Source organism: Bradyrhizobium zhanjiangense (assembly GCF_004114935.1).
GTDB classification, from domain to species: Bacteria; Pseudomonadota; Alphaproteobacteria; order Rhizobiales; family Xanthobacteraceae; genus Bradyrhizobium; species Bradyrhizobium zhanjiangense.
The window spans coordinates 9158996-9180906 of sequence record NZ_CP022221.1; the positions used below are offsets into that span (position 1 = coordinate 9158996).

The 21911-nt window shown below is 64.4% G+C and carries 19 protein-coding genes; 7 read left to right on the plus strand and 12 right to left on the minus strand.

What is annotated here, in order from left to right; genetic code table 11:
• From pstC to XH85_RS43815, 6 genes are all read right to left on the minus strand, one after another.
• On the minus strand, positions 1-990 hold the full coding sequence (gene pstC, locus XH85_RS43790) for a phosphate ABC transporter permease subunit PstC (RefSeq protein ID WP_164934782.1): 990 nt from the start codon (positions 988-990) through the stop codon (positions 1-3).
• A gap of 171 nt (positions 991-1161) precedes the next feature.
• The gene (gene pstS, locus XH85_RS43795) at positions 1162-2175 is read right to left on the minus strand and encodes a phosphate ABC transporter substrate-binding protein PstS (RefSeq protein ID WP_091885397.1); all 1014 of its coding nucleotides are present in this window, start codon (positions 2173-2175) and stop codon (positions 1162-1164) included.
• A gap of 144 nt (positions 2176-2319) precedes the next feature.
• Positions 2320-3618 carry an ATP-binding protein gene (locus XH85_RS43800; protein ID WP_128936891.1) on the minus strand — a complete coding sequence of 433 codons (1299 nt, stop codon included), beginning with the start codon at positions 3616-3618 and terminating at the stop codon, positions 2320-2322.
• A 33-nt stretch (positions 3619-3651) separates the two neighbouring features.
• On the minus strand, positions 3652-4707 hold the full coding sequence (locus XH85_RS43805) for a putative bifunctional lysylphosphatidylglycerol flippase/synthetase (RefSeq protein WP_128936892.1): 1056 nt from the start codon (positions 4705-4707) through the stop codon (positions 3652-3654).
• A gap of 382 nt (positions 4708-5089) precedes the next feature.
• Positions 5090-5392, minus strand: coding sequence for a hypothetical protein (locus tag XH85_RS43810; protein ID WP_164939677.1), 303 nt, complete (start codon positions 5390-5392; stop codon positions 5090-5092).
• A gap of 2 nt (positions 5393-5394) precedes the next feature.
• Complete coding sequence (locus XH85_RS43815; RefSeq protein ID WP_128936894.1) at positions 5395-6789, minus strand: OmpA family protein; 1395 nt, start codon at positions 6787-6789, stop codon at positions 5395-5397.
• Between the two features lie 166 nt (positions 6790-6955).
• On the opposite strand from XH85_RS43815, the gene XH85_RS43820 reads away from it, so the two are divergent.
• Positions 6956-8014 carry a polysaccharide deacetylase family protein gene (locus tag XH85_RS43820; protein ID WP_128936895.1) on the plus strand — a complete coding sequence of 353 codons (1059 nt, stop codon included), beginning with the start codon at positions 6956-6958 and terminating at the stop codon, positions 8012-8014.
• A gap of 128 nt (positions 8015-8142) precedes the next feature.
• Positions 8143-8952: an SDR family oxidoreductase gene (locus XH85_RS43825; protein ID WP_128936896.1), complete on the plus strand. Its 810-nt coding sequence runs from the start codon at positions 8143-8145 to the stop codon at positions 8950-8952.
• A gap of 168 nt (positions 8953-9120) precedes the next feature.
• Here the strand turns inward: XH85_RS43825 and boxB are convergent, their stop codons facing one another.
• The 4 genes from boxB to XH85_RS43845 form a co-directional block, all read right to left on the minus strand.
• Entirely contained in the window at positions 9121-10572 is a 1452-nt protein-coding gene (gene boxB / locus XH85_RS43830; RefSeq protein WP_128936897.1) for a benzoyl-CoA 2,3-epoxidase subunit BoxB, read from the minus strand.
• A 125-nt stretch (positions 10573-10697) separates the two neighbouring features.
• On the minus strand, positions 10698-12386 hold the full coding sequence (gene boxC / locus XH85_RS43835; RefSeq protein ID WP_128936898.1) for a 2,3-epoxybenzoyl-CoA dihydrolase: 1689 nt from the start codon (positions 12384-12386) through the stop codon (positions 10698-10700).
• A 182-nt stretch (positions 12387-12568) separates the two neighbouring features.
• Positions 12569-13387: an alpha/beta fold hydrolase gene (locus tag XH85_RS43840; RefSeq protein WP_128936899.1), complete on the minus strand. Its 819-nt coding sequence runs from the start codon at positions 13385-13387 to the stop codon at positions 12569-12571.
• Positions 13388-13630: 243 nt separating this feature from the next.
• The gene (locus XH85_RS43845; RefSeq protein WP_128936900.1) at positions 13631-15172 is read right to left on the minus strand and encodes a benzoate-CoA ligase family protein; all 1542 of its coding nucleotides are present in this window, start codon (positions 15170-15172) and stop codon (positions 13631-13633) included.
• Positions 15173-15293: 121 nt separating this feature from the next.
• On the opposite strand from XH85_RS43845, the gene XH85_RS43850 reads away from it, so the two are divergent.
• The gene (locus tag XH85_RS43850; RefSeq protein ID WP_128936901.1) at positions 15294-16202 is read left to right on the plus strand and encodes a helix-turn-helix transcriptional regulator; all 909 of its coding nucleotides are present in this window, start codon (positions 15294-15296) and stop codon (positions 16200-16202) included.
• Positions 16203-16204: 2 nt separating this feature from the next.
• Positions 16205-16600, plus strand: a complete 396-nt coding sequence (locus XH85_RS43855) for a group II truncated hemoglobin (protein WP_128936902.1) — start codon at positions 16205-16207, stop codon at positions 16598-16600.
• A 38-nt stretch (positions 16601-16638) separates the two neighbouring features.
• Here the strand turns inward: XH85_RS43855 and XH85_RS43860 are convergent, their stop codons facing one another.
• Entirely contained in the window at positions 16639-16971 is a 333-nt protein-coding gene (locus tag XH85_RS43860; RefSeq protein WP_128936903.1) for a PRC-barrel domain-containing protein, read from the minus strand.
• 100 nt (positions 16972-17071) lie between these two features.
• Complete coding sequence (locus XH85_RS43865; RefSeq protein ID WP_128936904.1) at positions 17072-17857, minus strand: IclR family transcriptional regulator domain-containing protein; 786 nt, start codon at positions 17855-17857, stop codon at positions 17072-17074.
• A gap of 110 nt (positions 17858-17967) precedes the next feature.
• On the opposite strand from XH85_RS43865, the gene XH85_RS43870 reads away from it, so the two are divergent.
• The 3 genes from XH85_RS43870 (at position 17968) to XH85_RS43880 (ending at position 21910) form a co-directional block, all read left to right on the plus strand.
• Positions 17968-19326 (plus strand): aromatic ring-hydroxylating dioxygenase subunit alpha, encoded by a 1359-nt coding sequence (locus tag XH85_RS43870; RefSeq protein WP_128936905.1) that lies wholly within the window; start codon positions 17968-17970, stop codon positions 19324-19326.
• A 269-nt stretch (positions 19327-19595) separates the two neighbouring features.
• Positions 19596-21056 carry a glutamine synthetase family protein gene (locus XH85_RS43875; protein WP_128936906.1) on the plus strand — a complete coding sequence of 487 codons (1461 nt, stop codon included), beginning with the start codon at positions 19596-19598 and terminating at the stop codon, positions 21054-21056.
• 392 nt (positions 21057-21448) lie between these two features.
• Positions 21449-21910: a hypothetical protein gene (locus tag XH85_RS43880; protein WP_245473875.1), complete on the plus strand. Its 462-nt coding sequence runs from the start codon at positions 21449-21451 to the stop codon at positions 21908-21910.
• The last annotated feature ends 1 nt before the right edge of the window (position 21911 follow it).

Here is a 21911-nt window from a genome sequence, read left to right on the forward strand (position 1 = left end):
TCACTTCCCCGCCTTCTGTTCCAGGCGCAGCAGCATCAGCCGCGCGGCCGCGAGCACGAAGAAGGTCAGCACGAACAGGAGCAGGCCGAGCAGGATCAGGCCGGACTGGTGCAGGCCGTCACTCTCGGCGAACTCGGAGGCGATCGCCGCCGAGATCGTGGTGCCCGGCGCGAAGATCGACGAGGAGATCCGGAACGAGTTGCCGATGATGAAAGTCACCGCCATGGTCTCGCCGAGCGCACGGCCTAGCGCCAGCATGACGCCGCCGATGATGCCGACCCGGGTGTAGGGGATCACCACGCTGCGGACGACTTCCCAAGTGGTGCAGCCGACGCCGTAGGCGGCCTCTTTCAGCACCGGCGGCACCGTCTTGAACACGTCGACCGAGATCGAGGTGATGAAGGGCAGCACCATGATGGCGAGGATCAGCGCAGCGTTGAACAGGCTGAGATAGGACGGGGGACCTGCGAAGATCGCCCCCAGCACCGGAACGCCGTCGAAGACCCTGATCATGAAGGGCTGGAAGGTGTTGGCCAGGAACGGGCCCAGCACGAAGAAGCCCCACATGCCGTAGATGATCGAGGGAATGCCGGCGAGCAGCTCGATCGCCATGCCGATCGGGCGGCGCAGCCATTGCGGGCAGAGCTCGGTGAGGAAGATCGCAATGCCGAGACCGACCGGAATGGCGATCAGCATCGCGATGAAGGAGGTGACGAGCGTGCCGTACATCGGCCCGAGCGCGCCGAGCACGGGCGGATCGGCCGAGGGCGCCCAGCGCTGCGTCCACAGGAACGACAGGCCGTATTCCTTGATCGCCGGGAAGGCGCCGACGATCAGCGAAATGATGATGCCGCCGAGGATCAGCAGCACCGAGATCGCGGAAAGCCGCGTGATCCAGTAGAAGGTGACGTCGCCGAGCTTGAACGCGCTCAAGGCCTTGGCGCGGTCGTACGGTCCGGCGTCGTCGATTACATCGCTCTGAACAGCCATCTCTGCCACGCCGATCCCCTGTACCCGTTCTATATATGCTTGTTGCCGGACTTGTGCCCCGGATGCGGCGCGAGCAGCGAAGCGGCGCGACGCTGATCCGGGGCCCGGTTCTTGTCGGTCCCGGCGCTGCGCAGCAGCGTTTCACGCTGCAGCGCGTCCGGGCCATTCGCTTCAGCTCTTGATCTCGGCAGCCCAGGTCTTCTCGATCAGCTGGACGACGCTGTCCGGCATCGGGATGTAGTCGAGCTCTTCAGCCGCCTTGCCGCCGTTCTTGAACGCCCAGCGGAAGAACTTGATGGCTTCCTGGGAGGCAGCCTTGTCCGTCGCAGACTTGTGCATCAGGATGAAGGTCGCCGCCGTGATCGGCCAGGACTTGTCGCCGGGCTGGTCGGTCAGGATAACGTAATAGCCGGGAGCCTTGGCCCAATCGGCGTTGGAGGCGGCGGCCTGGAAGGCCTCGACGGTCGGCTGCACCGGCTTGCCGGCCTTGTTGACGAGACCGGTGTAGGTCAGCTTGTTCTGCTTGGCATAGGCGTACTCGACATAGCCGATCGAGTTCTTGGTCTGGCTGATGTTGCCCGACACGCCTTCGTTGCCCTTGGCGCCGACGCCGACCGGCCACTCGACCGCGGTGCCCTCACCGACCTTGCTCTTCCAGTCCGCGCTGGCCTTGGAGAGGTAGTTGGTGAAGTTGAAGGTGGTGCCCGAACCGTCCGAACGGCGGACCACGGTGATCGCCTCCGCGGGCAGCTTCACGTTCGGATTGAGCTTCTTGATCGCGGCGTCGTCCCACTTGGTGATCTTGCCGAGATAGATGTTGGCCAGCGTCTCGCCATCGAACACCAGTTCGCCGGGCTTCACGCCCTCGAGGTTGACGACGGGGACGATGGCGCCCATCACCATCGGCCACTGGACGAGGCCGTCCTTCTCGAGCTGCTCGGCCTTGAGCGGCGCGTCGCTGGCGCCGAAGGTCACGGTCTTGGCCTGGATCTGCTTGATGCCGCCGCCCGAGCCGATCGACTGGTAGTTCAGACCGTTGCCGGTTTCCTTCTTGTAGGCGTCAGCCCACTTCGAATAGATCGGGAACGGGAATGTCGCACCGGCACCCGTGATGTCGGCTGCAAACGCCGCCGTCGTCGATGCGGCGACCAAGCCGGCAGCGACGATAGTTTTGAGGAAATTCATGCTGGTCTCCATACAGGGGAGCGAAGCGCCATCCGCGCCCGATCGCGCTCCCCGCGCCGCCCCTTTAGGAGCGGTCGGCTGTGCTTTTACGAAGGTTTCGTGACAGCTGGATGACACCCTCAAGCGCTTGGAATCGCTTGATTTTCACGTCGATGCCGGAGGCCTGGCCTGGGGAAAACAAGCGGTAAAAGTGGCGCCCTGTTTGGGTACGCTTTCGATCAGGAGCCGGCCGCGATGACGGTTAAGAATATGTTTCACCAGCGATAATCCGAGCCCGGTTCCACCCTGCGAGCGGCTGTCGCCGACGTCGACCCGGTAGAAGCGCTCGGTCAGCCGGGGCAGGTGCTCCGGTGCGATGCCCGGACCGAAATCCCGGACCATGGCCCGGATTTCCTGAGATCCATCAGTGGCCGCGCTTGACGTCAGCGACACGATGACGCGTCCGCCCGAGGCGCCGTATTTGAGCGCGTTCTCGATCAGGTTCTCGAACAGGCGAAGCAGCTCCTCGCGGTCGCCCGCGATCATCACGGGGGCTTCCGGCAGATGGGTCTCGACATCGACCTGGCGTTCCCGCGCCAGCGGCTCGAGCCCGTCGGCGACCTGGAGGATGATAGGCAAGAGGTCGACCAGCGTGTCGGGGCGGACATGGGCCGACAGCTCGACCCGCGACAGCGACAGCAGATCGTCGATCAGGCGCGCCATGCGGGTGGCCTGATTGTGCATGATGCCGAGGAAACGCTCGCGCGCCTTTGGATCGTCCTTGGCCTGGCCCTGGAGCGTGTCGATGAAGCCCGACAGCGCGGCGAGCGGGGTGCGCAGCTCGTGGCTGGCATTGGCGACGAAGTCGGCCCGCATCTCCTCGACCCGCCGCAGCGGCGTCTGGTCGTGGAAGGTCATCAGCATGCATTTGTCGGCGCCGCCGAAGGTGGTCGGCACCGGCACCGGCGTGATCATGAGCTCCATCCAGCGATCGACCGGTACATGGTCGAGATAGGTCGCGCGGCGCGGCTCGGTGGTCGCGATCGCCTCGCGCAACGCCGTGATGATCTCCGGCGAGCGCAGCGCGAATTGGGCGAGCTCGTTCCTGCGCAGCGCCGGCGCAAGCTGGGCGGCGGCGGCATTGAGATGGATGACGCGGCCGGCGCGGTCGAGCAGCACCGCAGGATCCGGCATGCCGGCGACGACGGCGGCCACCGCTGCGCTCTCGACCGGGTTGATGCGCCTGACGTCGTCGCGCGAGGCTGTGGGATCGTGCAGGCGCCAAGGGATCAGCGCCGCGGCTGCGATGCAGAGGAACACGATCGCGGCGTGCAGCGCCGACAATTCGCCGAGCGAGACCACCACTGACAGCGCCAGCGCCGCCGCGATCAGGATGATGGTCGAGTGCCGCAGCCGATCGGACCAGGGCTGGGTGTTGGGAGAAGATGGGGCGTCGATCGCCATCGGGGAGGGCTTCTCCTTAAAGGCTTGCGCCGCTCAGGCGCCGCTGTCGCTGCGCTCTCTCACATAAGCGGCCTCACGCGCGGGGCCGGGATCGAGCTTGAGCGCCGCCTGCTGCAAGCGCTTCGAACGTGCGCCGATGATAACTTCGCGAAACGTCAGCAAGATTACAGATAGAACGAAGGGGGACAGATAATAGAGGACGCGGAACAGCAGCATCCCGCCCAAGAGCTCCTCGCGGTCCATCTGCCAGAGGCCGACCAGCATGGCGGCGTCGAACACGCCAAGGCCTCCCGGCGAATGGCTGGCAAAGCCGAGCAGTGTCGCCGAGACGAAAATCACCGCGACCACGACGAAGCCGAGATTGGGCTCGTCCGGGACCAGCACGTACATCGCGAGCGCACAGAAACCGAGATCGACGATGCCGATCGCGATCTGGAGCAGCGTCAGCGGGCCGCCCGGCAGCACCACGGTCCAGGGCCCGCGGCCGACCACCCGCGGCTGGGTCCAGACCCACACCACATAGGCGACCAGCCCCACGATGATCATCATCGCCAGCGCCCGGTTCAGCCAGGGCGGCAGCTGGTCAATCGCGGCGGCGGCCTCCGGATGGTAGGAGATGCCGAGGCCGAGCACGGCGGCATTGCCGAGCCAGAAGGTCAGGCCGGCGAGAAAACAGATTTTTGCGACGTCGATCGCGTTCAGCCCATAGGCCGAATAGATGCGGTAGCGCACCGCGCCGCCGGTGAAGACGCTGGCGCCGACATTGTGGCCGATTGAATAGCTGGTGAAGGCGGCGAGCGCGTTGATCCGGTAGGGCACGTGGGAATGCCCGATCGCGCGCGTGGCGAACAGGTCGTAGAAGGTCAGGGTGAAATAGCCCGCAGCCACAAAAAGCGCCGCCATCGCAATCTGGCTCGGCTCGGTGCTCTTGATCGCCTCCAGAACCTCGTTGCGATCGATGCCGCGGAGCATGTGGTAGAGCACATAGCAAGCGATGCCGATGACCGCGACGCTGATCACAACTCCAAGCTTATGCAGGATTTGCTTCTGGCGCAGAAACGTCGTCGCCCTGCGTATGGCTTCCAGCATCTAGACCTCGAACAACGCTTCAGCGGCCAGGTTGGCCGGCAGACAGGCGGACGACGCACCGGCACTCAACGACCCCTCGCCGCCGGCTTCGGCATCGCGCATGCCCCCTGCCCTTCCACTAGCGCGTTTTCGGGCGAAGTGGAATTCGCCAATTCGAACAAAAACACGTGCCTTCAATATTTTACGCAGGGTTGCGGGCTCCTGATGCACGGTTTGGCGCTTTCGGCGGCAAGGCTTGACGCGAATCTCCTTGGCAATCCTGCGCAGACGCCATGAAGTTTTGATGATTTCAACCGCACAATGTTCCGTCGCGGCTTAAGCCGACGTCAATCTATGGGGCGCGCCGGCCACCCATCCCTAGGAGTGAGGGTGCACGGCAATGTCACAGGGCAGCTGGCGGCGCGCTTCGCGAGACCACCCGGTCGCGTAGCCATGCACCAATGGTGCAACCCACGAGATAGCACGCGAACATGATCAGGCCGAGGTCGAGCCAGTAGCCGAAACGACCGCGGACCACATGTGACAACGAAGCTGCGACCAGACCCGCGGCAAGGGCGGCAAGCCACCGCGCGGTCACCTTCGAGGTGCCGTTGCCGCGCTGGACCACCGAGATCCAGCCCATGCAAAAGCCCAGCAGCAGCGAGCCGATCAGCCAACCCATATGGAACGAGACGAGGTAGGGCATCATCACCTCACCAGAAATTCGATGCGGCGGTTCTGCGCCTTGCCCTCGTCGGTGTCGTTGCCGGCGAGGGGCTGCGTGCTGCCGTGGCCGACCGCAGTAAAGCGGCTGGCGGGCAGGCCGGCCTTGACCAGATAATCGATCACCGCCTGCGCGCGCTTCTCCGAGAGAGCCTGGTTGAAGGAGTCCTCGCCGTCGGCATCGGTATGCCCGACGACCTCGATATTGGTGGCGGGGCAGCGCAGCGCCGTCTCGATCAGATGGTCGAGAATGCCGGCGGAATCCGGATCGATGTCGGCGCGCTTCGCCGCGAAGCGGATCTTGCCCTTGCCCAGGAGGTCCGAGAACAATTGCTGGCACACGGTGCCGTCGACCGGGCCTGCCGCAGGCTTCACCGTGATCTCCGGCTTGTATTGCCAATTCTTCGGAAAGTCCTTGCCGAGCCCTGCGCGGATGTCGTTGGCAGCACCTTCATAGAGCGCATCGCCCGACAGCTTCACCTCGCGATCCGAGACCACGAGTGTGCCGGTGGACAGCCGCGACAGCGCGCCGAGCGCTGCGACCACGGCGGTGTTGAAGGCGCCGGGCGCGCCGATGCTGGCCTTGAGATTGTCGACGACCTTCTCGTTGAAGAACTTTCGCGCGGCGCTGGTTGCGATCGCGGCGTGGATGGTTTTGTCCGGGACGTAGCCGGTCAGCGTCACCGTCGCGGCCACCGGATCCTTGTAGGCCTGGAAGATGTAGGGCGGCGCCTTGACGTCGTTGGCGGCGATCGAAAAACCCTCCGGCAGGTTCTTCAGCGCGGCCGCAATCGCCTCGCGACCGCCGAGCTCGCGCGCCATGCCCGACAGACTGACCTTGGTATCTGTGATCGTGATCTTGCCGTCCTTGAGCTTGCCGATCTGGTCGAGCAGCAACGTTGCGGCGGCCTCGAACCGTGGCGGCGCACCGCGCGCCAGCCCCATCTGATCGGTCACCTCGACGCCGGCGACTTCCTTGCGCGCCGCCTCGGTCAGCCGCGCCCGCATCGAGGGCAGCGGCGCGGAGCCCGACAGGGTCACCCGCACCACGTCACGTTCGGCATTCCAGACGAAGGGTTTGGCCTCGGGAACAAGGCGGGTCCGGTCGTCGACCAGCCGCACACCGGGGACGGTTTCGACCGCCGTCACGGCGTCCCGGCGCCCCTCCTCGGAGAAGGCGTCCGCGGCCAGGCTGACGTCGCGGCCGTCGACCGCGATCCGGGTCTTGTCCAGAACGGTATCCTTCAGCGCTGCCGAGCTGCGGGCCGCCAAGTCCGCCTCGACCGGCAAGGTGTTATTCCAGGCCGCAAATCCCCACATGACGGCCAGGGGGATCAGCCCCGGCCACCATTTGCTGGCCCACCTGAAAAGCTTCTGCATTCGACGACCCGAACTCTGGAACCGGAGACAAAACAAACCCTTGGCGGGCTGTCAAACCGGAAATGGTGCCCTTGTGGAGGCCCTGCGTGGACAACCGGAATAACTTTTTCTTCAAGGGTCCTTCCGTAAGTTGTGGGCGGAATGCCCGGGGGTCCGCCAGCCTGCAATGAAACAACTCCGCAACAACGTCATCCGCGCCGGGCTGGAAGCGCTCTATTTCAGCGGCGCTCATCACCTGCTGCGCCCGCTCTTGTCGGGTGTGGGTGCCATTTTCATGCTGCACCACGTGCGGCCGGCCCGTAAGGCTGCGTTCCAGCCGAACCGGCATCTCGAAGTCACCCCCGATTTCCTGCGCGCCACGCTGTGCCATTTGCGCTCACGCGACATCGACATCGTCGGCATGGACGAGCTGCATGAGCGGCTGGCGCAGGGCCGGTTCGCCCGGCGGTTCGCCGCCTTCACGCTCGACGACGGCTATCGCGACAATCTGGACTATGCGCTGCCGGTGCTGCGCGAATTTGACGCGCCTTTAGCGGTCTATGTCGCAAGCGATTTTGCCGAGGGCAACGGACGTCTGTGGTGGACGGCGCTGGAAGCCGTAATCGCCAAGGCCGAGCACATTGATGTGCAGATCGGCAAGTCCGCGTTGCGGCTCGATGCGACGACACTTGCGGCCAAGCAAGCGGCGTTCGACCGCCTGCACGACTGGCTGCGCGCGCTGCCGAACGAACATGACCTCAAGCGCGAGATCGAGGCGCTCTGCACCAAGCATGACGTCGACATGGAAGCGCTGTGCCGCAGTCTCTGCCTGTCCTGGGACGAGGTGAAGACGTTGGCCGCCGATCCCCTGGTCACGATCGGCGCGCACAGCATCAGCCATAGCAATCTCGCCAAACAGGCGGCGGAGATCGCCACGCAGGAAATGGCGATGAGCCGGGCACAGATCGAACAGGCTCTGGAGCGCCCCGTGCTGCATTTTGCCTATCCCTATGGCGACCGTGAAGCGGCCGGTGAGCGCGAATTTGCGCTCGCTGCGGCAGCCGGATTCAAGACCGCGGTGACGACGCGGCCCGGTATGCTGTTCGCCGAGAACGCCGGCCACATGACCGCGCTGCCGCGCGTCTCGCTCAACGGCAACTACCAGGACAGGCGGATTCTGCCGGTGCTGACCTCGGGCGCCGCGACCGCGATGTGGAACGGTTTTCGCCGGATTGCGGCGGCGTAGCCGTCAAGCTCCGCCGTCGTGGCAAACCTCAGGCGTCGTCCTGGCGAAAGCCAGGACGACGACGGGGGCGCATTCCTTGACTCTCCCCGGGCACCGGCTCACACAGCCTCCAACCCAAGGGAGGCACCATGTTCAACGATCTGTTCTCGCTCAAAGGCCGCGTTGCGCTCGTGACCGGCGGCTCGCGTGGCATCGGCAAGATGATCGCGGCGGGATTTCTCAGCGCCGGCGCGGCAAAGGTCTACATCACCGCGCGCAAGGCGGGGCCGTGCGAGGAGACCGCGAAGGAGCTCACCGCGCGATATGACGGCGAATGCATCGCGCTGCCGATCGACATCTCGACGATCGCCGGCGCCGAGCTGCTGGCGAGCGAATTTGGGAAGCGCGAGCCGAAGCTCGACATCCTCGTCAACAATGCCGGCGCGGCATGGGGCGCGGCGTTCGACGAATTCCCCGAAAGCGGCTGGGACAAGGTGATGAATCTGAATGTGAAGGCGCCGTTCTTCCTGACCAAGGCGCTGGCCGGCCCCTTGCGCGCGGCAGCCTCCGCCGAACGGCCGGCGAAGGTGATCAACATCGCCTCGATCGACGGCATCTTCGTCAATCCGATGGAGACCTATTCCTATGCCGCGAGCAAGGCCGGGCTGATCCACCTGACCCGGCGCATGGCGGTGAAGCTGATCTCGGATCATGTCGTGGTCACGGCGATCGCGCCGGGCCCGTTCCAGTCCGACATGAACCGCGCTGCGCGCGATCATGGCGACGAGGTCGCAACGCGCGTGCCGGCGGGGCGCATCGGCACCGACGAAGACATGGCGGGCGCCGCGATCTATCTCGCCTCGCGCGCGGGAGACTACGTGGTGGGCGCGACCATCGCGGTCGATGGCGGCATCGTCTATGCGAATCCGGGGATCAAGGGGAGCGGGTGGGATAGTTGAGGGTGAGGCACCGCGGTGCGCTCCCTCGCCCCGCTCTTGCGGGGAGAGGGTTGGGGTGAGGGGCCCCTCTCCGCGGACGAGATTGTCGACGCACCTGTACCCCCTCACCCGGATCGCATCTGCGATGCGATCCGACCTCTCCCCGCAAGCGGGGAGAGGTGAAGAAACTTACGACTCGATCTTCACATACTCGAAATCGCCGGGCTTGTTGTCGATGCCGACCTTCGGCGGCGAGATCCAGGAGGCGAACCTGCCGGTTTCGGTGACGGGCTGCATCAGGGAGGTGATGAAGTCGCCGTCGCTCGCCGACGGCAGCCACTCGTCCTTGCGCTTCGCCCAGGTGGCCTCGTCGATCAAAATGCCGTCGGGCGTGGCGTGGATGTCCTTGAACTCGCCGATGTGGCGGTGGAAGGCGACATTGGGCAGGGTCAGCTTGTAGTCGTAGCCCGCGGTCGAGATCACCTTGTTCCAGCGCAGCATGCCCTTGACGCAGTCCTGGCTGTAATCGTCGCGCAGGCGCATGTTGAGCGCGGTCAGTGCCGGCTCGTCGACCAGCTTGATTTCGCCGTTGATGAACTTCAGCACCGGATAGGTGGCGTTCTTGAGCTGGTGATCGTCCTCGATCTGGGTCTCGTGATAGCGCCCCTTGATGCCGGCATTGAAGGCATTGGCCGCGTTGGTCGAGACCTCAGAGCCGAACAGGTCGAGCGACAGCGTGTAGTGCAGGTTCAGCTTCTTCTGGATGGTCGGCAGGTCGATCACGCCGAGCGCGCGGACTTTTGCGATGTCGGTCGGGTCGGTGATGCCGGCTTCGCGCATCGCGTCGCAGGTGCGCTGCACGACGCGGGTGATGCCGGTCTCGCCGACGAACATGTGGTGCGCCTCTTCCGTCAGCATGAAGCGGCAGGTGCGCGACAACGGATCGAAACCGGATTGCGCGAGTGAGTGCAGCTGCATCTTGCCGTCACGGTCGGTGAAATAGGTGAACATGAAGAAGGACAGCCAGTCCGGCGTTGCCTCGTTGAAGGCGCCCAACATGCGCGGCGCATCGGCATCGCCGGAGCGGCGGCGCAGCAAATCATCGGCTTCTTCACGGCCGTCGCGACCAAAGTACTTCTGAAGCAGATAAACCATCGCCCAGAGGTGACGGCCTTCCTCGACGTTGACCTGGAACAGATTGCGCATGTCGTAGAGCGAGGGCGCGGTCTTGCCGAGATGGCGTTGCTGCTCGACCGAGGCGGGCTCGGTGTCACCCTGGATCACGATGAGGCGGCGCAGCATGGCGCGATGCTCGCCCGGCACTTCCTGCCAGGCCGGCTCGCCATAGTGCTCACCGAACGGCACGACGCGGTTGTCTTCCTGCGGCGCCAGCAAGATGCCCCAGCGATACTCGGGCATACGGACATAGTCGAACTTGGCCCAGCCGCGCGGATCGACGGAGTAGGCGGTGCGCAAGTACACCAGCGATTCCTGGAAGCCCTCGGGCCCCATGTCGCTCCACCAGTCCATGTAGCCGGGGTGCCAGCCTTCCAGCGCCTTGAGCACCTGGCGGTCTTCGGCGAGATTCACGTTGTTCGGAATCTTGGTCGAGTAGTCGACGTTCATGATGTTCATGTTCATGGCCGTGCTCCTTGCGATTTCGTTCCGTCATGCCCGGCCTTTGTGCTGGGCATCCACGTTCTTGCTTCCTTGAGCCAGGGACGTGGATGGCCGGGACAAGCCCGGCCATGACGCAGTGAATGTCGTTACACCCGCGTCATATCGAATTTCGGCTTCTGGCCGCTGCCGTAGCGGCGCAGCGCGCCTTCCTCGCCGACCGCGTTCGGGCGCTGGAAGATCCAGTTCTGCCAGGCCGTCAGACGCGCAAAGATCTTTGATTCCATCGTCTCGGGGCCGACGAAGCGCAGGCTCGCTTCCATGCCGGTGAGGCTGTCGGGCGAGAAGCTGGCGCGCTCCTCCAGGAAGACGCGCACTTCATCATCCCAGTCGATGTCGTCGAGCGCGAAGGTCACGAGACCGAGCTCTTCCGCCTGCTCGGCGTCGAGCGCGGTGCCGAGCGTCGCCTCCGCGCGCTCCACGTCGGACGGATCGGCCTGGAAGCGCGATTGAAGCCGCGTCAGGCCGTGGCTCATCGGATACGGGCCGAAATTCATCGCGGACAGTTCGATCGATGGCGGCGGGCGGTTGTCACCCTGGCGCGTGCCGATCAGCATGTAGGAGCGGTCGGCGGCGAACACGAGCTCGGCCAGCGTGCCGGCAAAGCAGGACCCGGGCTCGACCAGCGTCACCAGCGTGCGCGAGGTCACGTCGATGCGCTTGAGGACTCGCTTCCAGTAGTGCCTGATTTCGTTGACCAGCCAGTGCGCCTTGTTGGCCTCGAGGAAGGCGTCGCTGGCAAGCACATGGGCGCGGTCGCCATGGCTCTTGAACACCAGCATGGCGATCTCGAGCTCGTTGATGCGCAAATGCAAAATGGCATCGTCGAGCTCGCGCGCGAGCTGAAGCGGCCAGAACGAAGCCCCTTGCGCCATCATGCCGTCGATGTCGGCCGGCGGCGCCGCTTCCGGACCCTTGATCGAAATGGTGGCGATGCGCGCTGTGCGATCGATATCGACCGTGACGAAGCCGTAGCGGATGCTGGTCTCGTCGATCAGGCGCTTGAGCGGCGTTAGCGCGATGCCCTTGCCGCTGCCCTTGCGCTTCGAGGCAGCCGCGAATTCCTTTGCGCGCTCGGTGATCTTGGCCTCGAGCTTCGAGTTCGGCGCGATCTCATCGACGAGGCGCCATTGCACGGCGCGCTTGCCCTTCACGCCCTCCTCGATGGTGCAGAAGAAATCGGCGTGGTCGCGGCGCACTTTTCGCTTGTCGACGACGCGTGTCAGCCCGCCGGTGCCGGGCAGCACCGCGAGCAGCGGCACTTCGGGCAGCGCAACAGCGGACGAGCCGTCGTCGGCGAGGATGATGTGATCAGTCGCGAGCGCGAGCTCATAGCCGCCGCCGGCCGCCGAGCCGTTCACCACCGTGATGAAACGCTGGCCGGAATTCTCCGAGGAGTCCTCCATGCCGTTGCGGGTCTCGTTGGTGAACTTGCAGAAATTGACCTTGTGGGCGTGGGTGGAGCCGGCGAGCATGCGGATGTTGGCGCCGGCGCAGAACACGCGGTTTTTGGCCGAGCGCATCACGACGACCTTCACCTCGGGATGCTCGAAGCGCAGCCGTTGGAGCGCATCCGCGAGCTCGATGTCGACACCGAGATCGTAGGAATTGAGCTTGAGCAGATAGCCCTCGAACAGGCCGCCATTCTCGTCGACGTCCATGGTCAGCGTCGCGACGTCGCCATCGACCGCAAGCTTCCAATGCCGGTAGCGGGACGGGTCAGTCTGGAAATCGATGAATGTCGCGCCGCCTGCGAGGCGCCGATCTTCCCCGGCCATGGGTCACACCCCTGAGCTTGATTATGCATTTTCGCCGTAGCGTTAGATGCACAATAATGCATCTTTTTGGATGCGTCTAGCCCCTAACAGCCATTACATGCACTTTGTTTCATGCCTGGTCCAAGGCCGCGCCGATGTTGCGGGCGCGCTCGGGTCTCGGACGTGTCACGCCGCTACCGCCATCATGCGGCGCGTCCTTGCAGTCCCTGATCCTCGCGCAGGGCCGCTGTCGCAAATTGCCCAATCGCCTCAAGCGTCGCCGCCGGCGCCTCGCGATGCGGGGAATGCCCCGCGCCTGGAATGATTTTCAGATCGACCGGGCAGTAGCACTCCTGCTGCGCAATCTCGACCTGACGCAGGGTGCCATATTGGTCGTCCCTGCCCTGCAGGACCATGACGGGAACGCGGATGTAGGCGAGGTATTCGGAAATGTCCCAGTCGCGGAATTTCGGATCGAGCCAGGCGCCGTTCCAGCCGTAGAAGGCGTTGTCGACGTCCTGATGCCAGCGCGCGAGCTTTGCCTTGAGGTCCGTGGACTCGTAGGCGATCTTGATCGCGGCGATCGATTTCACCGAGATGTCCTCGACGATGAAATGCGGCGCGATCAGCACGAGGCCGCTGAGGCGATGATCCTGATGCGCGCCGGCATAGATCGTCGCGATCGAGGCGCCGTCGGAATGGCCGAGCAGAAGGCCGCGCTTGAAGGAGATCGCGTCGAGCAGCTTCGGCAGCACGTCCAGCGCCTCGCGCTGCATGTAGTCGAGTGGTCGCGGCAGCGCGACCTTGCTCGACTGGCCGTAGCCTGCCCGCGAGTAGACGAAGATGCCGGCGCCTGTGGCTTGCTGAAGCTTGTCCGGGAAGTCGCCCCACTGCCCGACCGAGCCGAGGCCTTCATGCAGCATGACGATGGTGGGCGCATCTGCAGCTTGCGGCGCGAGCCATTTGTATTCGAGGCGGGCGTCGCCGATGCTGAGGAAGCCGGTGGGGGTGAGGTTGATCATTGTCGAATTCCCATTCCTAGCCACTGCCGAGATGCCCACCCTCCCCTGGAGGGGGAGGGTCGATTCACAGCGAGCGTAGCGAGATGTGAAGCGGGGTGGGGTGACAGTCTGTCCACGGATGCGGTGCCCGCGTGGAGAGATCACCCCACCCCGCTTCGCATTGCGCTTTGCTCCATGCGAAGCGACCCTCCCCCTCCAGGGGAGGGTAAGGCGCGGCGAGTGCGGTACGCTCAGCACCCAGCATCAATTCGCCCCTTCCCGCAGCTTGAACCGCTGGATCTTTCCGGTCGCCGTCTTCGGCAGCGAGTCCACCACATCGATCCAGCGCGGATATTTCCACGGGCCGATCTTCTGCTTGACATGCTCCTTCAGCATCTCCTGAAGATCGTTCGTCGTTGCGCCAGGGCGCAGCACGACAAAGGCCTTTGGCTTCAACAAGCCTTCTGGATCGGCCTCGGGTACGACGGCGGCTTCCAGCACGGCGGGATGCGTGATCAACGCGCTCTCGACCTCGAAGGGCGAGACCCAGATGCCGGAGACCTTGAACATGTCGTCGGCGCGGCCGCAGAAGGTGTAGCGGCCATCAGTGTCGCGGACATATTTGTCGCCGGTCCGTGTCCACGGTCCCTCGAAGGTGCGGCGGCTCTTGTGGCGCTGATTCCAATAGCCCTCGCCGGCGGAGGGGGCATCGACCAGGAGCTCGCCGACCTCGCCGTCAGCCACATCCTGGCCGGCCTCGTTGACGAGCCGCACCGCATAGCCCGGCACCGGCTTGCCCGAGGAGCCATACTTGATATCGCCGGGCGCGTTCGACAGGAAGATATGGAGCAGCTCGGTCGAGCCGACACCGTCGAGAATGTCGACTCCGAAGCGTGCCTTCCAGCTGTTGCCGACGGACTCCGGCAGCGCCTCGCCGGCCGAGGTGCAGATGCGCAGCGCCTTGCCGCCGCGCTCATTCTTCATGGTCTCGTCGTTGAGCATGGCCGCGAACAAGGTCGGCACGCCGTAGAAGATCGAGGGGTTGTAACGGTTCATCAGGTCGAACATGCGTGCCGGTGTCGGCCGCTCGCTGTTCAGAATCACCGTGGCGCCGACCGACATCGGGAAGGTCAGCGCATTGCCGAGACCATAGGCGAAGAACAGCTTTGCCGCGGACAGGCAGACGTCGTTCTCGCGGATGCCGAGCACCTGTTTTGCGTAGGTGTCCGCGGTCGCCTGCAAGTTCGAATGCAGATGGCGCACGCCCTTGGGCATGCCGGTCGAGCCCGAGGAATAGAGCCAAAAGGCAGGCTCGTCGGGATGCGTCGCCGCGGTAGTGAACTGATCGCTCTCGCCGGCGATCTCCTCGGCGAGCTGCTTGTGGCCATTCTGCTTGGCACCGGAGACCACGACATGCTCGAGATCCGGCATGCGGCCGACGACGTCCTTGATGACGGGATAGAGCGCCTCGGACACGAACAGCACGCGCGCGCGGCAGTCGGCGAGTATGTAGGCGTATTGGTCCGCGGTCAGCAGCGTGTTGAGCGGCACCGGCACGATGCCGGCGCGGATCGCGCCGAGGAATACGATCGGGAAATCGACCGTATCAAGCATGATCATCGCCACGCGCTCCTCGCGGCGAACGCCGAGCCGACGCAGCATGTTGGCGGCGCGGCGGCTCTCACGTTGAAGCTCGCCATAGGTGAGCTGCGAGACGGTGTCGTCGAACACGAGCTTGCCTCCCCTGCCCTCCTCGACGTTACGGTCGAGCAGCCAGGTCACCGCGTTGTAGGATCCCTCGCTCACGGACGTCTCCCCGACTTTAGAATTATAATTCATAGAAAGACACCACAGCGGCTTGCTGTCAATGCCAGCAGGCACTATGTTTCATTAAAACGCGCCGCAGGACATCCGCTAAAGAAGCCTCATGACCGAAAGTCCCGACGCCGAATCCCGATTTCTCGAACAGCTCGGCCAGCGCGTACGCACCATGCGCGCGCTGCGCGGCATGTCGCGCAAAGTGCTCGCCAAGGTATCGGGAATTTCGGAGCGCTACATCGCGCAGCTCGAGAGCGGCAAGGGCAATGTCTCCATCGTGCTGCTCCGCCGCGTCTCCGACGCGATGGGCGCACATCTCGAAGACCTGCTTCCCTCGGCGGATCCGACGCCGGACTGGCAGATGTTTCGCGATCTGTTGCGCAAGGCGACACCAGCGCAGATCGCGCAGGCCAAGGACCTGCTCGCCGGCGGCAGCGCGTCTGCGCCGCGGCGCGCGCCGTTCTGCGGCATTGCGCTGATCGGCTTGCGCGGCGCCGGCAAATCCACGCTCGGCCGGATGCTGGCGAAGAAGATCGGCTGGAGTTTTGTCGAGCTCAACAAGGAGGTCGAGCAGCAGAACGGTCTCTCGGTCGCCGAGATCATCGCGCTCTACGGCCAGGAAGGCTTTCGGCGCATGGAGCAGGCGGCGCTGCAGCAGCTGCTCGCGCGCAACGAGCTGATGGTGCTGGCGACCGGCGGCGGCATAGTCTCCGAGCCCCTGACCTTCGACCAGATCCTGTCGTCGTTCTACACGATCTGGCTGAAGGCCGAGCCGGAAGAGCACATGGCCCGCGTCCGCCGCCAGGGCGATCTGCGCCCAATGGCTGACGATCGCTCAGCGATGGCCGAGCTGCGCAACATCCTCTTGAGCCGCGAGCCGCTGTATTCGCGCGCGACGGCGGTGGTGGATACCGCGGGCCTCTCCATCGATGCCGCGGCCGCGCGGCTAATCGACGCGGTGCGCCCAGTGCTGCAGAACGAAGCGCGCAGTTTTGGATTGCGCAGCGTGGCGCTGTAAAGATGACCGACAGCACCGTCACTATCTCCATGTTCGAGCGGATCGGCGGCAGTGCCACGATCGAGCTTCTGGTCGATCGCTTCTACCAGCGCATGGACACGCTGCCAGAGGCGAAAGTCATCCGCGCGATGCATGCGGCCGACCTCGGCCTGATCAGGGACGTGCTGAAGCGATATCTCACCGAATGGACCGGGGGCCCACGACTCTATTCGGTCGATAAGGGCCATCCGCGGCTGCGACAGCGCCACATCGGTTTTTCCATCGGCGATGCTGAGCGCGACGCGTGGATGGCCTGCATGCGCGGCGCGCTGGAGGAGACGGTGGCGGATCGTGCCGCGCGGCAGGATCTCGACAAGGCGCTGTCCGGCCTCGCCGACTGGATGCGCAACCGGAATTGATCCGAGCGTGGAGCTCGCCCACAGGAGCTGCGACGCGGTTAGATCGACCAGTAATGCGGATGCGGATAGGGCCGCGAGCGGTCGCCCCAATCGAACGCGTCGCCGTCGAATTCGCATGGGCCGCTGCTGAGCTGGTCCAGCGTCACCTCGGCCTGGAAGGCCTGACGTCCCGGATCATATTTCAGCGCGCTCCACTGCAGAGGATAGTGGTGATGAGTGCCGAGCAGCCGGCCGGTCTTGATCACGGCGTAGGCGACGGTTCCGCTCACCTTGTCGAGCATCAATCGCTCGATCGTGCCGAGCTTGCTGCCGTCACTCCCATAGACGGCGACGTGCTCGACGCGATCACTGGGAACCATGGTGTGTTGCATGGCGTGCTCCCTGATCTTGTCCGGACAGCATTATAGCACAGACGGCGGCGTGTAGGACGGCTCTGCGTCAGCCCAGTCCGCTCTTGCGTTGCACCTAAAGCTACAGAAGTTGCGAGCGCACCGCCTCCGCGCCGTCGCGCAACAGCGGCAGGAAGCGATCGAGCAGCTCCTGAGCGGGCACGCGGTCGACATGGGCGCCCATGTTGATGGCGGCAACGATCACGCCGTCGTAACGGCGGACGGGGACCGAGATCGAGCGGAAATGCGGCTCCGCTTCGCGGTCAACCAGCGAGTAGCCCTGTGCGCGGTCGGCGCTGATGCGCGCGAGCAGCGCCTTCGGATCGGTTTCAGTCTGCGGCGTCAGCGCCTGGCGGTTCATCGCATTCAGGCGCGCGGCGAGATCGGCATCGTCGAACTGGCCCAGCATGGCGCGGCCAACCGAGGTGCAGAAGGCCGGCAGCCGGTAACCGATCTCCAATCCGCCGGAAAATATCCGCGTCGGACCGCCGCGGGCGATAAACACGACGTCATCACCATCGAGCACCGCCAGCGAAGAGATTTCCTGCGCCGCGATTGCGATGCGATCGAGCACGGGCTGAAGCACGGCGATGATCTGACTCGAGCGCAAATAGGATGTAGCCAACGTCAGCACATGCGGCGTCAGCGAGAACAGCTTGCCATCGCCGGAGACGTAACCGCCGCGCTGGAGCGTGAGCAGCATGCGCCGCGCCGTGGCGCGCGGCAGATCGGCGGCACGGGCGAGATCGCTCAGCGTCATCGGGCCGGCCGTGGCGCCGAAGCACTGCAGCAGCCGCAAACCACGATCGAGGCTCTCGACGAAATCCGTCGCGCGCTCGTCACTCTCGCTGCGCTTCAGCTTGGGCATGGCTTCGGGACAATCCTGCAAAATAGTGCTTGCTGCAGCTCCAAGGCATGTCATAATTCGCCCATTCGTTCAATAGGCGAACAAACGCCCTCCACAAGGATGCACCCGCCATGATGAGCCAGGAGCAGAACGACCTGATCACCCGCACCGGTCCGAAGGATCCTTGCGGCAAGTTGATGCGGAGTTATTGGCAGCCGGCGGCGCTGGTGGACGAGCTGGAGGGTGCGCGGCCGATCCGTCCCGTAAAACTGCTCGGCGAGAGCCTGGTGCTGTTCCGCGACGAGCAAGGGCGTTACGGCCTGATCGATCGCCACTGCGCGCATCGCGGCGCCGACCTCGCCTTCGGGCGGCTCGAACATGGCGGACTGCGCTGCGCCTTCCATGGTTGGCTGTTCGACGCCACCGGCCAGTGCATCGAGACTCCGGCCGAGCCGAAGGACTCAAAACTCTGCCAGAACATCCGCCAGCGCTCCTATCCCGTGGTGGAGAAGAGCGGCATCCTCTGGGCTTATCTCGGCGAAGGTGAGCCGCCGGCATTCCCGGAGATCGACTGCTTCGTTGCGCCGGGCTCTCACACCTTCGCCTTCAAGGGCCACATGGCCTGCAACTGGCTGCAGGCGCTCGAAGTCGGCATCGATCCCGCGCACGCCTCCTATCTGCACCGCTTCTTCGAGGATGAAGACACTTCCACCGCCTACGGCAAGCAATTCCGCGGCGCCTCGGCCGGCTCGGACCTGCCGATGACCAAAATCCTGCGCGAATATGACCGCCCGATCATCAATGTCGAGCACACCGAATACGGTCTCAGGCTGATCGCACTGCGCGAGATCGACGAGGAGCGCACCCATGTGCGCGTCACCAATCAGCTCTTCCCGCATGGCTTCATCATCCCCATGAGCACGGAGATGACGATCACCCAGTGGCACGTGCCGGTCGACGACGAGAACTGCTATTGGTACGCGATCTTCACCAGCTACACCAACCCGGTGGACAAGACGAAGATGCGCGAGCAGCGGCTCGAGCTCTATGAGCTGCCCGACTACAAATCGCGCAAGAACAGCAGCAACGATTACGGCTTCGATCCGCACGAACAGCAGACCGCGACCTACACCGGCATGGGCACCGACATCAACGTCCACGACCAGTGGGCGGTGGAATCGATGGGCGCGATCCAGGACCGCACCAAGGAGCATCTCGGTCAGAGCGACAAGGCGATCGTGCAATATCGCCGCCTGCTGCGGCAGGAGATCGAGAAGGTTTCGTGTGGCGAGAAGCCGATGCTGTTTCTGGACGAAGCCAACGCACGCAGCATCCAGGGCCCGGCGACCATGGACGGCATCGGCCCGACGCGGGGCTGGGAGACCTATTGGATGGAAGTCGACGTCAAGCGCCGCCGCGGCGCGCCATGGACTGCGCCGGTGCCTAAGGACATTGCCGACAACGTGCATCGGCTGACGGCGGCGGAGTGACCTTAGTGCATCGAAGCCGTAGGGTGGGCAAAGGCGCAAAGCGCCGTGCCCACCATGCTTTCTTTCAGACGATAGGCACGCGGTGGGCACGCTACGCTTTGCCCACCCTACGGTAGCGGAGTCAACGTGATGGCCTATCCTCGTCATTGCGAGCGCAGCGAAGCAATCCAGAAATGCCCCCGCAGAGAGACTCTGGATTGCTTCGCTACGCTCGCAATGGCGGAGTATGTTGCAGCAGCTTCGCGTCGAACGACTAGAGGAGTGGAGAAGTGACTTTCGTCGCGCGTCATGGGCTGTGGTCGGATGAGCAGAGGGACGCGGCGACGCGCATGCGCCGCATCGTCGAGGAAAAGAACCTCGAGGTCATTCGCCTCGCCTTTCCCGACCAGCACGGCATCTTGCGCGGCAAGACCATCATCGCCTCCGAAGCTCTCGCCTCGCTGGAGAGCGGCTGCTCCATCACCACCACCATGCTCGCCAAGGACACCTCGCATCGCACGGTGTTTCCGGTATTCACCTCAGGCGGCGGCTTCGGCATGAAGGAGATGGAGGGCGCGGCCGACGTGCTGATGGTCGCCGATCCCACCACCTTCCGCGTTTTGCCTTGGGCGCCGGCGACGGGCTGGGTGCTGTGCGATCTCTATTTTGGCGACGGCCGTCCGGTGCCGTTTGCAACCCGCGGACTCTATCGCAAGGTGCTCGATGAGTTCGGCATGCGCGGCTACGATTTCGTTGCGGGCCTCGAAGTCGAATTCCACATCTTTAGACTCGACGACCCGCACATGCGCCCGGAAGACGCAGGCCAGCCCGGCACGCCGCCTTCGGTGAGCCTGCTCAGCCACGGCTATCAATACCTCACCGAGCAGCGCTTCGATCAGATGGAACCGGTGCTGGAGATTTTGCGCCGCGACATCGTCGCGCTCGGATTGCCCTTGCGCTCGGTCGAGGTCGAGTTCGGGCCGAGCCAGTGCGAGTTCACCTTCGCGCCGAGGAAAGGACTCGAACCGGCCGATAACATGGTGCTGTTCCGCTCCGCCGTGAAGCAGATCGCGCGCCGGCATGGCTATCACGCCACCTTCATGTGCCGGCCGAAACTGCCGAACGTGTTCGCGAGCGGCTGGCATCTGCACCAGTCGATCGTCTCGCGCACGACCGGCGAGAACCAGTTCATGGCCAAAGAAACGGCAAGGAAAACGGCAAAGGACGACGGCGAGCCGCTTAGCGCGTTCGGCAAGGCGTACCTGGCCGGCCTGCTCGACCACGCCCGCGCCTCCACCGTGTTCACCACCCCGACCATCAACGGTTACAAGCGCTACCGCTCCTATTCGTTGGCGCCGGACCGCGCGATCTGGGGCCGCGACAATCGCGGCGTGATGATCCGCGTGCTCGGGGCGGCCGGCGATGCGGCGACGCGCCTGGAAAACCGCATCGGCGAACCCGCTGCCAATCCCTATCTCTACATGGCCTCGCAGATCCTGTCGGGCCTCGACGGCGTCGATCGCAAGCTCGATCCGGGCCCCTCCGCCGATACCCCCTACGAGACCAAGGCGCCGCTCCTGCCGAAATCGCTGCGCGATGCGGTTTCCGCACTCAAGGACGATCCGTTCTTCCGCGAAAAGCTCGGGCCTGAATTCGTCGACTATTACACCCACATCAAGAACACCGAGATCGATCGCTTCCTCGCCGAGGTGACCGACTGGGAGCACCGCGAATATTTCGAGGCGTTCTGATCCGTGGGCGCCGTCGTTCCGGGATAGCGCGAAGCACCAGACCCGGAACAGCGAGATTCCGGGGGTTCGGTCCTGCGGACCGCCTCCTGAATGACGGCAGGTCGCGCTCACACCGGCGTGAGGCCGTTTCGTCCCGCCGGTTCCGACGACATCGCAAACCCGCCCCACGAAGCCATTTTCCGATAGCGGCGAAAATCCCCGGAAAGAAAGCGGGCGCAGACTACTGCCCATGATGAACAATGGAGTTCGATCATGTTGAGTCAGTTGTTCAGTGTGATCTATCGCCTCTCCTGCCGGTCCACCCTGATCGAAATCGGCACGCACCGTCTGGCACGTTAGGCGCTGGCCGGCGCGATCAGGTAAGACGGACTGACCAGATGACGGGGATTCCCATGCGCAAGCTGATCCTGATCCGCGATGTCGCTGCTGGCGACGCAAGTGCATGCCGGCGGGTCGCGGAGCCTGAGCTTGGCGGCAACAAATCCGAACCAGCAGGCAGCCGAGCCGTCGGTCACATCGGCTGCACCGCAGGCTCCGGCAGCAACGCCGCCGGCAAATATCCAGACAGCGACCACCACGCCGACGACTACGACCGCGCCGGCCGCGACTGCGCCGGTTGCCACAGCACCTGCACAGTCAGCCGCAGCGCCGGTAACCAGCACGACCGAAGCGGCCAAGCCAAAGCGCCGCCAGCCCTCGGTCGAAGCGCGTGTGATCCGCGAATTGCATCGGCACGGGATTTATTGGTGAGAGCACCCGCCTTCTCCACCGTCATTGCGAGGAGCCCTTGCGACGAAGCAATCCAGACTGCCTCCTCGGAGATGGTCTGGATTGCTTCGCTGCGCTCGCAATGAC